Raw genomic sequence first — 14,350 nt, forward strand, 5'->3', positions numbered from 1 at the left:
CCGCCTTCGGTGGAGGCGATCACGGCGACGCGGCCGGTCTTGCGGTCAACCAGCATCGACAGGTAATATTCCTTGGCGATATCCACGCCGTCCGTCACATAAAGACGGTTGACCTGCTTGCCCGCTTCGCCGGTCTGGATGGTGACGAGCGTGTTGCCGAGCATTTCCCTGGCGAAAGCTTCCACTTCTTCCACCGACTTGGCGAGGCGCACGCCGCCCTTGGCGTCAGCCGGCAGTTCCTTGAACTTGCCCTTGCCGCGCCCGCCGGCGTGGATTTGCGCCTTCACGACGTAGAGCGGTCCGGGCAATTGCTTGGCGGCGGCGACGGCTTCTTCAACCGTGAGCGCGGGGATGCCGGCGGGAATGCCCACACCATATTTCGCGAGCAATTCCTTGGCCTGATATTCGTGAATGTTCATCGCTGATTCGCTTTCTGCTGGCGTTTTCCTAGGTAAGGCGCGGGGGAGCCGGTATTTTGCAGCGCCGCATAAGCACATCCCCGCGTGCTTGAAAAGTCCCGTCACCCACGCAATCTCATGGGCACGCATTGCGACATCCTTCAGGAAGCCTCCATTCATGATCGATCGCCGGAAACTTGAAGCCATAGTCCGCGAAGCCGGCCGGATCGCGCTTGCCGGCTGGCCTGGCGACGGCCATGCGTTGGATCATTGGGAGAAGTCTCCGGGCAATCCCGTCTGTTCGATTGATCTCGAAGTCGATTCGTTCCTGAAACAGGAATTGCGCGCGCTTCTGCCCAAGGCCGGCTGGCTTTCGGAAGAGACGGTCGACGAGCCCGCCCGGCTTCAGGAAACGCTGGTCTGGCTGGTCGACCCCATTGACGGGACGCGCGATTTTATTCGTGGGCACGCCGGGTGGGCTGTGTCCGTGGCGTTGGTCAACGCTGGCCGCCCGGTATTGGGCTATCTTCACGCCCCAGCCCGGCGGCGCGAGGAAGGCGGCGAGTTCTGGTCCGGAGAGGCAGGGAAGGGCGCCTGGCGCAATGGCGCGCCGCTTTCCGCCAGCCGCCGCCCGGAGCTTGCCGGGGCGCGCGTCCCGGCGCGCAAGCTCGCGCCCGAGGATGCCGATCTGCGATTGGTGCATCAGCCTAATTCGATCGCCTTGCGCATGGCGATGGTGGCCGCTGACGAGGCCGATCTTCTGGCCACGCTGCGCTGGGGGTATGAGTGGGACGTCGCGGCGGCCGGCCTGATCGCTCGCGAAGCCGGCGCCGCCGTGACGGATGCCTTCGGGCGGCCGCTCGATTACAACAAGCGTGATCCGCGCGCTTTCGGCGTTCTATGCGCCTCTCCCGCCATTCATGAGGCCGCGGTGGAGCGACTGGCCGGACGGGCTGCGCAGTTTTCGGTTTGAAAATGGCATGTGAAGAAGGGGCCGACGCACTCGAAGGCCGGCCCCTTCTTCGATCCCGCGAACGCGGAAACTTACCTTGCGGCCTTGGCCTCCTCAGAGGTGACCGGCGTGATCTTGATCTCGACACGGCGATTGAGCGCACGTCCTTCAGGCGTGTCGTTGGTCGCGACGGGATAGTTCTTGCCCATGCCCTGAGTCTGAATGCGCGTCGAGCTGACGCCGCGCATGATGAGATAGCGGGCCACCGCATCTGCGCGCCGCTTTGAAAGATCCATGTTGTAGGCATCGGAACCGGTGGAATCGGTATGGCCGTAAATGTCGATCAGGCTGTTGGGATACTGGTTCATCGACTGCGCGACTTTGTCGAGCGTGGTCTGGAACGACGGACTGATAACCGTCGAATCCACCGCGAACGTTACGTCCGGTAGATTGACGAGAATGCCGTTGCCTTCCTGCGTCACATCGACGCCGGAGCCTGCAGTCTGTTCCTTCAGCTCCTTGATCTGCTTATCCATCTGATATCCGACCACGCCCCCGGCGACGCCGCCCAGGCCCGCGCCGACGATGCGCCCGGTCTTGCCGCCAATGACGCCGCCCAGCAGATAGCCGAGCCCGGCTCCGCCGATGCCGCCGATCGCCGTGCGCGACACCTTCTTCTCGCCGGTGTTGGGATCCGTGACGCAGCCGGATACCACGATCAGCGAAAGCGCTGCGGCGCTCGACATAATCAGACGCGATTTCAACATGTTCTCGTCCCTTCCCTGGTGGACATCATGGCTACGGTACGTGTGCTAGTGAACATTAACGGTCGATGGATAATGTTGTCAGAACTCGTTCAATTGACCTACGTTCCCGCCATGCCGTCAGGTTCGGGAACCGCGGCGTGGGCACAGCGGCCCTTCGCGAACGGTGCAATCTCTGCTAGCGCTGCCGGTATTGTGACGCCGTTTCCCTGGACCGACCTTTTCATCATAGCCGGGCTGATCCTGCTCAATGGCCTGTTCTCGATGTCGGAACTGGCCATCGTGTCCGCTCGTCCGGCCCGCCTCAAGCTGTCGGCTGACAAAGGCAGCAGAGCCGCGCGGACCGCGATCGATCTGGCCGCCGATCCGGGCAAGTTCCTCTCGACAGTCCAGATCGGGATAACCCTGATCGGCATTGTCGCGGGCGCTTATTCCGGCGCCAGCCTGGGTTCTCCAGTGGGGCAGCGGCTTGAGATGCTGGGTCTGCCCGCTCGCTTTGCGGACGAGTTGGGCTTCGTGCTGGTGATTATCGCCACGACTTACGCCAGCCTGGTGGTGGGTGAACTTGTGCCCAAGCAACTGGCCCTGCGTATGGCTGAGCCGGTGGCGTTGACCATGGCGCGACCGATGTTCTGGATGGCGCGAGCAATGGCGCCGTTCGTCTGGCTTCTGGACAGGTCCTCCGGCGTGATTTTGCGCCTGTTCTCGATCCGTGGCGGCGGGCAGGAGCAATTGACGGCCGAAGAACTGCACATGATCTTTGCCGAGGCGACCCGCTCCGGCGTGCTGGAGGAGGAGGAGCGGGCGATGATGGCTGGCGTGATGCGTCTTGCCGATCGTCCGGTGCGCGAACTGATGACGCCGCGCAACCAGATCGACTGGATCGATGCGGGTGCGGACGAAGTCACGCTGCGCACTAAGATCGAGGCTTCGCCGCATTCGCTGCTGCCAGTGGCGGATGAAGCATCTTCCGACAATATTGTCGGCATCGTCAAGGTGCGCGAAGTGCTGGCGGCGCTGGTCGCCGGGCGCGAGGTGAACATTCGCGCGATGATGAAGAAGGCGGAGGTCATCCCTGACCAGCTTGATGCGATGGACGCCTTGCGCAAGCTGCAGACCGCCGAAGTGGCGATGGCGGTGGTGCATGATGAATACGGGCACCTCGAAGGTCTTGTCACTCCGTCCGACGTGCTGGCCGCGCTGGCGGGCACGTTCGTCGCGCACCAGGATGAAGGCGATAAACCGATGGTCGTCGAACGCGAGGACGGTTCGCTCTTGATTTCGGGCGCGATGCCGGCCGATGCCATGGCTGACCGGTTGGACATGGCGCTGCCCGAAGACCGGGAGTTCGCCACCGTCGCCGGCTATGTGCTGGCAGTGCTCAAGAAAGTGCCTCGGGAGGGAGAGCATTTCTCTGGGCAGGGCTGGCGCTTTGAGGTCGTCGATATGGACGGCCTGCGGATCGATAAGATCCTCGTAGAGCGCGAGGAGGAAGAAGAAGATGGCGACGGGGTGAGCGGCGAGGGCTGAAACGCAAAAGGCCGGACGTTGGCCCGGCCTTTTCACGAATGATGAGGATCAGCGCTTAGCCGCCGGTGGCGGTTTGCGCGCTCTGCCCGTCTCCCTGCGGTGCGGCGAGGATCGCGCGGGTTACCTGGCCCTTGGCCACCGTGTAAGTCGAGGGATCGCCGACAGTAGAGCGAATGCCCGCGTCGGCGGTGCCGGCCATGCCGAGGGTCGACCTTTCGATATCGCTGCGCGCCTGCGGACCGCCGAACAGAGCATCGAGCGTCTGCTGCTGCAGGTTGTCGTCACCGGGGCGGGGCTGCCCTTCCTTTGGAGGACTCAGCGAGAAATCGGGCGGAACGACCAGCGGCGACTGGCGCTGCACCGCAAATTCATCCGGACGGTTGCGATTGAACAGTCCGGTGCTGCCGCAGGCGGACAACAGGACCGCGCCGGTCGAAACGAGGATAAGGGCGCCGGTTTTCTTCATGGGCATCAAATCAACTCTCCGGGGCGGGTTTCGCCGCTGCATCGGGCTTTTCGCGCGAAAGCAGGGATCGGGCAAGGATAATCAGGACGCCGATGGTGATAGCGGCATCTGCGAGGTTGAAAATCAGGAAGGGGCGGAAGCCTCCGAAATGCAGATCGGCATAATCGACCACGAAACCCTTCATGTAGCGATCGCGGATATTGCCCGCCGCACCGCCCAGGACCATGGCCAGCGCCACGATATCGCCGATCTTGCGTTCCCGCAGGATCCACACGAACACGAACACCGCGATCGCTGCCGTCATGGCCACCAATGCCCAGCGCCCCTCCGGTGATCCGGCGGTGAACATGCCAAGCGAGACACCGTAGTTTTGGACGAAGCGCAGGCTGAAGATCGGCAATATGTCGATCACGTGCTCTTCAATCCGCAGGCCATGGAGCAGCCAGCCTTTGAGAGCCTGGTCCACCACGAAGATCAGCGCGGCGATCAACAAGCCCACGATGCGGTTGCGGATGGCGAAGTTCATGCGTCCTCCGTCGCGCTGACAACATCCTCGCAGCGGCCGCATAGCGCGCCGTCTTCCGGCACTTCCGGCAAGTGGCGCCAGCAGCGGCCGCATTTGTGGTCGGATGTGGCGGTGACGGTCACGGCTTCGCCCTGCGCGCGCGTGACTGTCCCGGTGATGAACAGCTCGGCTAAATCCACATCAAGGCTTTCGGCTTCAGACGCGTCCTGCGGCACCGTCAATTCGGCGGCTAGGCTGGAGCCGATCACCTTCTCGCGGCGCAGCGGCTCGATCGCCTCGGTGACTTTTTCGCGCAAGGCGCGCAGCTTCGCCCACTTCTCCATGTCCGCCTCAACGGCGGGCACCTCGGGCCACTCCTGGAGATGGACGCTCTCGCCTTCGGGATAGCGGCTCTGCCACACTTCCTCCGCCGTGAAGACCAGCACCGGCGCGGCATAGCGCACCAGCGCGTGGAACAGCATGTCGAGCACGGTGCGATAAGCGCGGCGCTTCGGATCGGTCGGGCTGTCGCAATAGAGGCAGTCCTTGCGGATATCGAAGAAGAAGGCCGAAAGGTCTTCGTTGCAGAAATCGATCAGCGCGCGGACATAAGTGTTGTAATCGAAGTTTTCGACCGCCTGGCGCAGCGTTGCGTCCAGCTTGCCCAGCAGCGCCAGCACGTAGCGCTCCAGCTCGGGCATCTCGTCCACGCCGAGATACTCCGCTTCCTCGAACCCGTCCAGCGCGCCCAGCATGTAGCGGAAAGTGTTGCGCAGCTTGCGGTACTGGTCGGCCACGCCTTTAAGGATCTCATCGCCGATGCGATGGTCCTCGGTATAATCGACCGAGAGTGCCCATAGGCGGATGATGTCCGCCCCGTTGGTTTCCATGACCTTCAGCGGGCTGACGGTGTTGCCGAGCGACTTCGACATCTTCAGGCCCTTGGCGTCCATCGTGAAGCCGTGAGTCAGCACGGCCTTGTACGGCGCATGGCCGCGCGTGGCGCAGGATTCGAGCAGTGAGGACTGGAACCAGCCGCGATGCTGGTCAGAGCCTTCCAGATAGAGATCAGCGCGCGGCCCCGTGTGGCCTTCGGGGCGCAGGAGGTCCGGCCACTTGCCTGATTCCAGCACGAAGGCGTGAGTCGAGCCGGAATCGAACCAGACGTCGAGAATGTCCGTGACGCGCTCGTAATCCTCCGCCTTGTAGGCGGGGCCCAGGAGGTCCTGCGCGGCCTCGTCCGACCAGGCGTCGACGCCCTTTTCGCGCACGGCGACGACGATGCGGTCATTCACTGCCGGATCGACCAGGTATTCGCCGGTCTTGCGATCGACGAACAGCGTGATCGGCACGCCCCAGGCGCGCTGGCGGCTGAGCACCCAGTCAGGCCGACCTTCCACCATGGCGCCGATTCGATTGCGGCCTTTGTCCGGCACGAAGCGCGTGTCGGCGATGGCTTTGAGAGCGGTCTGGCGCAGGGTGTGGCGCTCCACCGGCGTGGCGAAGCCGGTGCCGGCATCCGGCGAGATGGCGGCCTCGTGGCGCAGCTTGATCGCCTGGTCGTCCAGCTGGGCGGTGGCGCCTTCCAGCAGCGCGCCCTTGATGAGCGCGACCATCTGGAATTTGACGCCGATCTTGCCGAGGTAATCGAAGGCCAGCGGTTCGCAGACAACGTGCTGCTCCTCGCCCACCTGCAGGATCAGGTAATCGAGGCTGCGATTGTAACCGACCGTTTCGCCGACCGAGCCGGTCACAACGATGCGCGCGCCTTCGATCTCGGGGTCATGCGGAACGTGATGGAGCGGCACCGTGCACACGGGTTCCGCGCCGGCACCGGCGCCATCGCGCGGCTTGTCCATCGGCACGAACCACTGCGGCGTGCAGCGATAAATCACTTTGGCCTTGGAACGCCACGAATGCGGGTAGGAGTGCTTGTAATCCGCCGAGGCCGCCAGCAGCCCGCCCGCTTCGCGCAGGGCGGTGCAGATCGGGCCGTCGGGCGCGTTGAACTTCGGGTTTATGACTGAGCCTTCCCCGCCCAGCCAGAGCCAGTCGGCGCGGTACTTGCCGTCCGCCTCCACCGCGAACTTGGGCGCGATGTGGTGTGATTTGCAGAGGTCGAAGTCGTCCTCGCCATGGTCGGGCGCCATGTGGACAAGGCCGGTGCCGCTGTCAGTAGTGACGAAGTGTCCGGGCAACAGCGGACGCGGTTCGGCGAAGAACCCGCCGAGATGGTGCATCGGGTGGCGGGCGATGGTGCCTTCGAGCTGGATTCCGGTAAGTAAGCGTCGACATTCACCACCACCAGCTACTAGCGAGGTGCGCTTCTCAAAATCCTCAAGCAGCGGTGCGGCAACTAGGAACCACTTTCCCACGTGTGGGAAGTTCGGGCTAATCTCTGGACCCTGGTGCGTCGCGGCGACAGCCTTAAAGAGTACGTACTCAACCTCCGGCCCAAACGCGAGCGCCTGGTTCACAGGAATCGTCCAAGGCGTGGTCGTCCAGATCACCGCATAAGCGCCGACCAACTCCGGGATCGCCGATTCCACGATCTCGAACGCCACGTCGACCTGAGTCGAGACGATATCTTCGTATTCGACTTCCGCCTCGGCCAGCGCGGTCTTTTCGACCGGGCTCCACATCACCGGCTTGGCGCCGCGATAGAGCTGGCCGCTTGTCGCGAACTTGAGCAGTTCGGAAACGATGGTCGCCTCGGCGGTGAAATCCATCGTCAGGTAGGGATTATCCCAGTCGCCGCCCACGCCAAGGCGTTTCAACTGTTCGCGCTGCACGTCCACCCAATGCCGGGCATAAGCACGGCATTCAGCCCGGAACTCGTCTGCCGGAACCTCGTCCTTATTCTTCTTTTTCTTGCGATATTCTTCTTCGACCTTCCACTCGATTGGCAACCCGTGGCAGTCCCAGCCGGGCACATAAGGCGCGTCCTTGCCCAGCAGGGTCTGCGTGCGCACCACCATGTCCTTGAGGATATGGTTAAGCGCATGGCCGATGTGCATGTCGCCATTCGCGTAAGGCGGGCCGTCATGCAGGATGAACTTTTCCCGCCCGGCGCGGGCTTTGCGGGTCTTCTCGTAAATCTTTTCCGCCTGCCAGCGCGCAAGAATGCCCGGCTCCTTCTGCGGGAGTCCGGCCTTCATTGGGAAATCGGTCTTCGGCAGGAAGACGGTGTTACGATAGTCGCGCTGTTCGGTCATGACCGGCGGGCACTAGAGCAATTGGCTTAACGTTGGAAGAGCGAGGGTTGCGTACAAACCACTCCCCGCGCGGCACGGGCGGGTAATAAAAGTTGCGGGTTGGTTGCGCGGGTCTTTCGCGCGTCAAAACGCTCCATCCGTTCGTCACGAACGGAGATAGTGATTTTCAGAGGCTAAGCCACCTCCGCCAGCACTTTGCGCGCCTTTTCGCAATCCAGCGCGATCTGCGCCGTCAACGCTTCCAGCGAATCGAATTTTGCTTCGGGCCGCAGAAAATGGTGAAAGGCGACCTCGATTTCCAGGCCATAAAGATCGCCGGAAAAGTCCAGGAAATGTGGTTCGAGCAATTCCTTGGGCGGATCGAAGTGCGGGCGCACGCCCAGGTTGGCCGCGCCCGGCACCACGCGGCCATCGGGCAAGCGCCCGGTCACGGCATAAATGCCATAACGCGGACGCAGGTAAGGCCCCAGATCGATGTTGGCGGTGGGAAAGCCGATCGCTCGGCCCAGCTTGTCGCCATGCTGCACCACGCCGCGGATGGCGAAGGGCCGTGTCAGCAGGTGCGCGGCGGCCTGACAATCTCCGGCCTTGAGCGCGGCGCGGATGCGGCTGGAGGAAATTATTCCTTCCGCATCGCTGACCGGGCCTACCGTGCGGCCGGACAAACCGAAGCGGGCTCCGATCTCGCGCAGGACCTGGGGATTGCCGCCGCGCCCCCGGCCGAAGGTAAAGTCCTCACCGGTGACGACGCCGGCCGCGCCAAGGTGCCCGGCAAGCTCCTTCTCAACCCATTCGCTTGCGCTCATGGCCGCCATCGCCTTGTCGAAATGCAACACCAGCATGGCATCTGCCCCGGCCTGGCCGAAAAGCTCCTGACGTTGATCGAGAGTGGTCAGCCGGAACGGCTCAGTCGCGGGCTGGAACAGGCGCATGGGGTGCGGATCGAATGTGGCCACGATAGCGGGCCGCCCCTCTGCCCGCGCCCACTGGATCGCTTCCCCCACCACGGCTTGATGGCCCTGGTGAAAGCCGTCGAAATTGCCGAGCGCGATCACGCCGCCGCGCAGTGCTTCAGGAATGGGATGGCGATTGTCGAGGCGAATCATGACGACAGCGGGTTTAGATCGCGCAGCAGAGTGACGAAAGCATAAGCCGGACGATCCGCTTGGGCCGCGTGTTCCTCCCGCGCTACTTCACGCCATTCCTCGCCGAGCGGCGGCATGACGGTATCCCCGGCGTAATCGGCGTGAATCTCGGTAAGCTCGATACGGTGAGCAAGGGGGAGAAAGAGCGCGTTGATCTCGGCACCCCCGATCACGGCAATTTCGCCTGCTCCGGCCAGCGCCAGCGCTTCGGCCACTGAATGGGCGATTTCGGCCCCTTGCGCTTGCCAAACACTGTCGCGCGTCAATACGATGTGGCGGCGACCGGGCAGAGGGGAAGGAAAGCCCTCGAACGTCTTGCGGCCCATAATCATGGGCTTGCCGATCGTCAGCGCCTTGAAGCGCCGGAGATCGGCGGGCACGCGCCAGGGCAGCGCCCCCTCTCGTCCGATCACGCCATTGGCGGCGCGCGCGTAAATGAGGAAGAGTTCGCGTGCCACGCTGTCCCTCGTCTCAGTCCAGCGTCAGCCGGGTGACGTGGCCCATCTTGCGCCCCGGCCGCGCTGCGGCCTTGCCGTAAAGGTGCAGGTGATTGGCCGGATCGGAAAGGATCGCCTGCCAGTCATGCGCATCATCGCCGATCAGGTTGCGCATTTCGACCGCCTTCGCAGCCAGCCCGGTGCTGCCCAGCGGCAGGCCGCAGATCGCGCGGACGTGGTTCTCGAACTGGCTGGTGACTGCGCCTTCGATGGTCCAGTGACCTGAGTTGTGCACGCGCGGCGCCATCTCGTTGAACACCGGGCCATTCGCGGTGGCGAAGAACTCCATGGTCAGCACGCCAACATAATCGAGCGCCTCCGCCGCTTTCGCGGCGAGCGCGCGCGCGGTGGGCACCTGCTCCAGCACGGCAGCGGGGGCGGGCACGGTGCTGATGGCAAGAATGCCGCCTTCGTGCACATTGTGGGCGGAATCGAAGAACCGGATATCGCCGTCCCGGCCCCGGCATAGGATGACGGAGAACTCGGCGAAGAAGGTGACGAAGCCCTCGTAGATCAGCGGCTTGGCCGGCAGTTCCAGCTTCCCGACATCGTCAGGCGTCATGACGCGCCACTGGCCTTTGCCGTCATAGCCGTCGCGGCGGGTCTTCAGAATGCCGGGCGCGCCTATCTTGGCGACGGCACTGGCGAGATCGTCGGCAGAATCGACCGGCGCGAAAGGAGCGGGCGTTCCACCCAACGCGTTGACGAAGCGCTTCTCGTTCAGGCGGTCCTGCGCCGTTTCCAACGCGCGCGGGTGCGGCAGCAGCGCCACTGCGCCCAGCGCCGCAAGCGGGCCCACCGGCACATTCTCGAACTCATAGGTCACCACCGCGCAGTCGGCGGCGAAAGCGGCCATGGCTCCGGCATCGTCCCAGCTTGCGCAAGTGAAGGCGGCGGAAACCTCGGCGGCGATCGAATCGGCTTCGGGCGCGAAGACATGGCAGCGATAGCCGAGCTGCGCTGCCGCCATCGCGATCATCCGGCCCAGCTGGCCGCCGCCCAGAATGCCGATCGTTTCGCCCGGTGCGATCATCGTCGGTCAGGATGGCCGCTCGGCCACGCCTGCAGTCTGCGTCGCGCGAAAATCCTGAAGGCGCTTCGCCAGCGCATCGTCGCTGGTGGCCAGGATCGCGGCGGCAAGCAGCCCGGCGTTGGCCGCGCCCGCTTCACCGATCGCCAGCGTCCCGACAGGAATGCCCGCCGGCATCTGCACGATCGAGAGCAGGCTATCCTGACCGGAAAGCGCCTTCGACTGGACGGGCACGCCCAGCACCGGCAAGTGCGTCATCGCGGCGACCATGCCCGGCAAGTGCGCGGCTCCGCCGGCTCCGGCGATTATCACCTTGAAGCCTTCCGCCGCCGCGCCCTTCGCAAATGCCACTAGCCGGTCAGGCGTGCGATGCGCCGAGACCACGCGCGCGTCATAAGAGACGCCCAGCTTGTCCAGCATCTCTGCGGCGCGCTGCATGGTCGGCCAATCGGATTGGCTGCCCATGACGATCGCGACCTTGGGGGCGACTGGCGCGCTCAACTCACCGCTCCGAAAGGTAATAACGGTCCAGCACCATCAGATCGTCGTCAAGATCGTAGACGATGGGCTGGCCGGTCGGGATCTCAAGCCCGGTGATCTCCGCGTCGGAAATGTTCGAAAGGTGCTTCACCAGCGCGCGCAGGCTGTTGCCGTGCGCCGCGACCAGCACTGTGGCGCCGGCTTTCAGGTGAGGCACGATCGAGCCTTCGTAGTAAGGCAGGACGCGCGCGATGGTGTCCTTAAGGCTCTCCGTCTGCGGCACGGCGATCCCGGCATAACGGGGATCGGCAGACAGATCGAACTCGCTGCCGCGTTCCAGCGGCGGGGGCGGCGTATCAAAGCTGCGACGCCAGACCTTGACCTGATCCTCCCCGTGGCGGGCGGCGGTTTCAGCCTTGTCCAGTCCGGTAAGGCCGCCATAATGCCGTTCGTTAAGGCGCCAGTCCTTGGTTTCCGGAATCCACAGCAGGCCAGCCGCTTCCAGCGCGAAATGCAGAGTCTTGATCGCGCGCGTTTGCACGGAAGTGAAGGCGACGGTGGGCAGCACGCCTTTGTCCTTCAACAGCGCCCCGGCCGCGCGTGCCTCCGCCTCGCCTTTCTCGGTCACGTCCACGTCCCACCAGCCGGTGAAGCGGTTCTCGAGGTTCCATTGGCTCTGGCCGTGGCGGAGAAGGATCAGGCGAGGCAAAGTGTGGCTCCTTATGAGCTGAACGTCAGGTCGCAGGCCCTAGCTTTCCGGGGGCGATTTGGAAAGCCTGACCGGCTCGTTATCTTCGCCGCGCCCCGCAAGGGCGCGCGCCTGCGCCTTGCGGCGGCGCAGATTTTCGCGCAGCTTGGCTGCAAGGCGCTCCTCGCGGGTCTGACTGTCATCGCCGTGGCCGGTCCGGTCGTCCATGCCCGCCGCCATGCCGTCAGCGCCGTCAAAGCGCAAGCGGCGCTTGACAATCTAGCACCGCGCGGACAATAGCCCGCGCCTGCCCCCGGATCGCCGGGCTGGCGAAGGCGCTGCTGTAGCTCAGTGGTAGAGCGCACCCTTGGTAAGGGTGAGGTCGGGAGTTCAATCCTCCCCAGCAGCACCATTTCACTGACGTTGTCGCGCGCTCGTCCTGCCGGGAATCAGCTGAGCCAAACCTTTCCTCGCGGCGTATTGAACACGAGATTGATGCTGTATCGATCGCTACCGATAACCGGCGTTCCCACGCCCAACTTGCGAAAAAGGGCGCTGAGTTCGGCCGGTCGCGGATGTGCGACGACGAAGGAATCGATGCTGGCTCCCTTGGGCGAACTCTCCGAAGGATGAGGGGAGGAATCCAGCCAATCGATAAAGAAAGGCAGGGCATCGTCGATCGGCGTGCCGGAAGCCGTCAATAGCTCCCAATTCACGGCTCCCCCATCGGGACGAACGCGGCCCATGGCGCGAGGGCCTTCGAAAGCAAAGCCCTGCGCGGTGATCGCGGCTTGCAGGGCGGCGAAGTGATCGCGGCTTCGCAAGGCATAGCTGACGATATGAGGCTTGCCGTCCTGGATCAGTTTTTCCCAAGGTCCGCCGATTCCGGCGCGGGATGGCGACAATATCTCGAAATAGGTTCCACCGCCCAAGCTGATAAGCGCGTTGTGCGTCTGCGTCCGTCCGGGAGCTATGCCGCCGGAAACGGGCTCGATCCCCGTGAGATCGGCAATGATTTTCACCCCTTCATCCAGGTCGGGCACCGCCCAGACGATATGATCCAGCGGCAGGCCCGGCGCGGCGGACGCCGCTCGAACGAACGAAGCGTTGCCAAGCACGCCGGCGCCGAGGCCCAGCCCGACCAGGCGCGAAACCTCGCGCCGCGATAGATGCGTCATGATCTTCCTTTCTCAATGATCCGTGTAATCGAGCGCCGGCTTGCGATCGCCGATCAGCGGGACATATTTGAAATCGGGCCCACGCTGTTTGATGAACTCGGCCTTGGCGGCGGCAATTTCCTCCGGACTGAGAAACAGTTCGGCGGCTGTCAGCGCCATCGTTTTGGCGGCCACCAACGCGCCCTTTTCACCGATGGGGGTGCCGCTTGCCGCTGCCGCCTGCCAGCTGTGAGGCATGGTTCCGCGCACGAAGCTTGCGGTGAACAGCGAGGCGGTGGGCGTTACCCAACTGACGTCGCCAACGTCCGACGATCCCGAATCCTTGCGTTCCGGCCCCATGGGATCGATCTGCGAAGGGTCGCTCTCCTTGATGCCGAGATTGGGATATGTGGTCAGGATCTGCTTTGCGAACGCGGCCTCGGCGGGAGAATAGCTGTAGCCGCCCACGCGCTCCAGGTTCCGCTGGACTATTCCGTTGAGCGTGTGGTTGGGCAGGGTGCCGTAAGTTCCGGAAATGATTTCCACTTCCACTTTCGTGCCGGTGGCAAGCGCCGCGCCCTCAGCCGCTTTGACCACGCGGTCCCAGATGTCTTTCACCACTGCGGTGTCATAATGGCGGACGTAATAGAAGCTCTCCGCGCTGGCGGGCACGATATTGGGCTGGCCGCCTCCTTTGGTGATGACATAGTGGATGCGCGCTTCCTGCGGGATATGTTCGCGCAGGAAATTGGTCGCAACGTCCATTACTTCCACGCCGTCCAGCGCGGAACGGCCGCGTTCCGGCGCGGCGGCGGCGTGAGCGGCGACGCCCTGGAAGCGGAACTTGCCCGAGATCATCGCGAGGAACCGGCTGGGCGTTGCGTTATTGCGATCCCCCGGATGCCAGGTGAGCGTCAGGTCAACGTCCTTGAAAAAACCGTCGCGAACCAGATAAACCTTAGAGAAGCCGCCTTCTTCGGCCGGTGTCCCATAAAGTCGGACGGTGCCCGCGATCCCGTTCTTCTGCAACCACTCCTTAAGGGCGATCGCGGCCGTCACCGATGCCGCGCCCAGCAGGTTGTGCCCGCAAGCGTGGCTCACGTTTTTCCCGGCGACAGGGCTTTCTTGCGCAACCGCCGCCTGAGACAAGCCGGGCAGGGCATCATATTCGGCAAGCAGCGCGATGACCGGGCCGCCGATCCCCGCTTCGGCGATGAAGGCTGTCGGCATGCCGCCGACACCGGACTTCACGCGAAAACCCGCCGCCTTCAATTCCTGTTGCAACAGCGCGCTGCTCTGCGTTTCCTTGAAACCGACTTCGGCCAGCGACCACACGTCGCGTGATATCTTGTCGAGGCGCGGTTCAAGCGCGGCGGTGATCGGAAGGATCGTGGCTGCCCGCGATTGCGCTGCGCCGTTGGGGGCGGAGGACGGCGCGCCGGAGGCCGGGTCCTGTGCGGAAGCCGGACTGGCCAGCGCCGTCAACAGCAATGCCAGAGCCGCGGTTTTTCGATTGTTCATTT

At 63.7% G+C, this 14,350-nt stretch carries 15 protein-coding genes and 1 tRNA gene; 3 read left to right on the forward strand and 13 right to left on the reverse strand.

The window, feature by feature from the left end:
- On the reverse strand, positions 1-419 hold a 419-nt coding region (locus V7D69_RS06135; protein ID WP_333605351.1), incomplete at its 3' end, for an ATP-grasp domain-containing protein.
- A gap of 157 nt (positions 420-576) precedes the next feature.
- Between V7D69_RS06135 and V7D69_RS06140 the strand changes: the two genes are divergently transcribed.
- The gene (locus V7D69_RS06140; protein WP_333605352.1) at positions 577-1,371 is read left to right on the forward strand and encodes a 3'(2'),5'-bisphosphate nucleotidase CysQ; all 795 of its coding nucleotides are present in this window, start codon (positions 577-579) and stop codon (positions 1,369-1,371) included.
- A 71-nt stretch (positions 1,372-1,442) separates the two neighbouring features.
- On the opposite strand, the gene V7D69_RS06145 is transcribed toward V7D69_RS06140, so the two are convergent.
- Entirely contained in the window at positions 1,443-2,117 is a 675-nt protein-coding gene (locus V7D69_RS06145; RefSeq protein WP_333605353.1) for an OmpA family protein, read from the reverse strand.
- A 192-nt stretch (positions 2,118-2,309) separates the two neighbouring features.
- Here V7D69_RS06145 and V7D69_RS06150 point away from each other — a divergent pair, with 192 nt between their 5' ends.
- Positions 2,310-3,644: a hemolysin family protein gene (locus V7D69_RS06150; RefSeq protein WP_324062650.1), complete on the forward strand. Its 1,335-nt coding sequence runs from the start codon at positions 2,310-2,312 to the stop codon at positions 3,642-3,644.
- 55 nt (positions 3,645-3,699) lie between these two features.
- On the opposite strand, the gene V7D69_RS06155 is transcribed toward V7D69_RS06150, so the two are convergent.
- The 9 genes from V7D69_RS06155 to V7D69_RS06195 all read right to left on the reverse strand — a co-directional run bounded on the left by V7D69_RS06155 (position 3,700) and on the right by V7D69_RS06195 (position 11,898).
- Positions 3,700-4,116 (reverse strand): DUF3035 domain-containing protein, encoded by a 417-nt coding sequence (locus V7D69_RS06155; RefSeq protein ID WP_324062632.1) that lies wholly within the window; start codon positions 4,114-4,116, stop codon positions 3,700-3,702.
- Positions 4,117-4,120: 4 nt separating this feature from the next.
- Complete coding sequence (lspA, locus tag V7D69_RS06160) at positions 4,121-4,636, reverse strand: signal peptidase II (protein WP_333605354.1); 516 nt, start codon at positions 4,634-4,636, stop codon at positions 4,121-4,123.
- Positions 4,633-7,830 (reverse strand): isoleucine--tRNA ligase, encoded by a 3,198-nt coding sequence (locus V7D69_RS06165; RefSeq protein WP_324062635.1) that lies wholly within the window; start codon positions 7,828-7,830, stop codon positions 4,633-4,635. Before V7D69_RS06165 ends, lspA begins: the two co-directional genes overlap by 4 nt.
- 173 nt (positions 7,831-8,003) lie before the next feature.
- Positions 8,004-8,936 (reverse strand): bifunctional riboflavin kinase/FAD synthetase, encoded by a 933-nt coding sequence (locus V7D69_RS06170; RefSeq protein WP_324062638.1) that lies wholly within the window; start codon positions 8,934-8,936, stop codon positions 8,004-8,006.
- Positions 8,933-9,433 (reverse strand): dihydrofolate reductase, encoded by a 501-nt coding sequence (locus V7D69_RS06175; protein WP_324062640.1) that lies wholly within the window; start codon positions 9,431-9,433, stop codon positions 8,933-8,935. The genes V7D69_RS06170 and V7D69_RS06175 overlap by 4 nt, the downstream gene beginning before the upstream one ends.
- A gap of 13 nt (positions 9,434-9,446) precedes the next feature.
- Complete coding sequence (locus tag V7D69_RS06180) at positions 9,447-10,505, reverse strand: 5-(carboxyamino)imidazole ribonucleotide synthase (RefSeq protein ID WP_324062642.1); 1,059 nt, start codon at positions 10,503-10,505, stop codon at positions 9,447-9,449.
- 6 nt (positions 10,506-10,511) lie between these two features.
- A complete protein-coding gene (purE, locus tag V7D69_RS06185) occupies positions 10,512-11,003 on the reverse strand; it encodes a 5-(carboxyamino)imidazole ribonucleotide mutase (protein ID WP_324062644.1) in 492 nt (163 codons plus the stop codon).
- Position 11,004: 1 nt separating this feature from the next.
- Complete coding sequence (gene gpmA, locus V7D69_RS06190; RefSeq protein ID WP_324062646.1) at positions 11,005-11,691, reverse strand: 2,3-diphosphoglycerate-dependent phosphoglycerate mutase; 687 nt, start codon at positions 11,689-11,691, stop codon at positions 11,005-11,007.
- 39 nt (positions 11,692-11,730) lie between these two features.
- Complete coding sequence (locus tag V7D69_RS06195; protein WP_324062647.1) at positions 11,731-11,898, reverse strand: hypothetical protein; 168 nt, start codon at positions 11,896-11,898, stop codon at positions 11,731-11,733.
- A gap of 109 nt (positions 11,899-12,007) precedes the next feature.
- Here V7D69_RS06195 and V7D69_RS06200 point away from each other — a divergent pair.
- A tRNA-Thr gene (locus V7D69_RS06200) sits at positions 12,008-12,082 on the forward strand.
- A 37-nt stretch (positions 12,083-12,119) separates the two neighbouring features.
- On the opposite strand, the gene V7D69_RS06205 is transcribed toward V7D69_RS06200, so the two are convergent.
- Both V7D69_RS06205 and V7D69_RS06210 read right to left on the reverse strand, forming a co-directional pair.
- A complete protein-coding gene (locus V7D69_RS06205) occupies positions 12,120-12,848 on the reverse strand; it encodes a VOC family protein (protein ID WP_333605355.1) in 729 nt (242 codons plus the stop codon).
- 12 nt (positions 12,849-12,860) lie between these two features.
- Positions 12,861-14,348 (reverse strand): amidohydrolase, encoded by a 1,488-nt coding sequence (locus tag V7D69_RS06210; RefSeq protein WP_333605356.1) that lies wholly within the window; start codon positions 14,346-14,348, stop codon positions 12,861-12,863.
- Positions 14,349-14,350 lie beyond the last annotated feature (2 nt).

Origin of the sequence: Novosphingobium sp., assembly GCF_036733805.1 — a bacterium.
Taxonomy (GTDB): Bacteria; Pseudomonadota; Alphaproteobacteria; order Sphingomonadales; family Sphingomonadaceae; genus Novosphingobium.

Bases quoted from the DNA above. Each gene is read 5' to 3' on its own strand.
- V7D69_RS06140 (WP_333605352.1), top strand. From the start codon at position 577: ATGATCGATCGCCGGAAACTTGAAGCCATAGTCCGCGAAGCCGGCCGG.
- V7D69_RS06145 (WP_333605353.1), bottom strand. From the start codon at position 2,117: ATGTTGAAATCGCGTCTGATTATGTCGAGCGCCGCAGCGCTTTCGCTG.
- V7D69_RS06155 (WP_324062632.1), bottom strand. From the start codon at position 4,116: ATGCCCATGAAGAAAACCGGCGCCCTTATCCTCGTTTCGACCGGCGCG.
- lspA (WP_333605354.1), bottom strand. From the start codon at position 4,636: ATGAACTTCGCCATCCGCAACCGCATCGTGGGCTTGTTGATCGCCGCG.
- V7D69_RS06165 (WP_324062635.1), bottom strand. From the start codon at position 7,830: ATGACCGAACAGCGCGACTATCGTAACACCGTCTTCCTGCCGAAGACC.
- V7D69_RS06170 (WP_324062638.1), bottom strand. From the start codon at position 8,936: ATGATTCGCCTCGACAATCGCCATCCCATTCCTGAAGCACTGCGCGGC.
- V7D69_RS06180 (WP_324062642.1), bottom strand. From the start codon at position 10,505: ATGATCGCACCGGGCGAAACGATCGGCATTCTGGGCGGCGGCCAGCTG.
- V7D69_RS06195 (WP_324062647.1), bottom strand. From the start codon at position 11,898: ATGGACGACCGGACCGGCCACGGCGATGACAGTCAGACCCGCGAGGAG.
- V7D69_RS06205 (WP_333605355.1), bottom strand. From the start codon at position 12,848: ATGACGCATCTATCGCGGCGCGAGGTTTCGCGCCTGGTCGGGCTGGGC.
- V7D69_RS06210 (WP_333605356.1), bottom strand. From the start codon at position 14,348: ATGAACAATCGAAAAACCGCGGCTCTGGCATTGCTGTTGACGGCGCTG.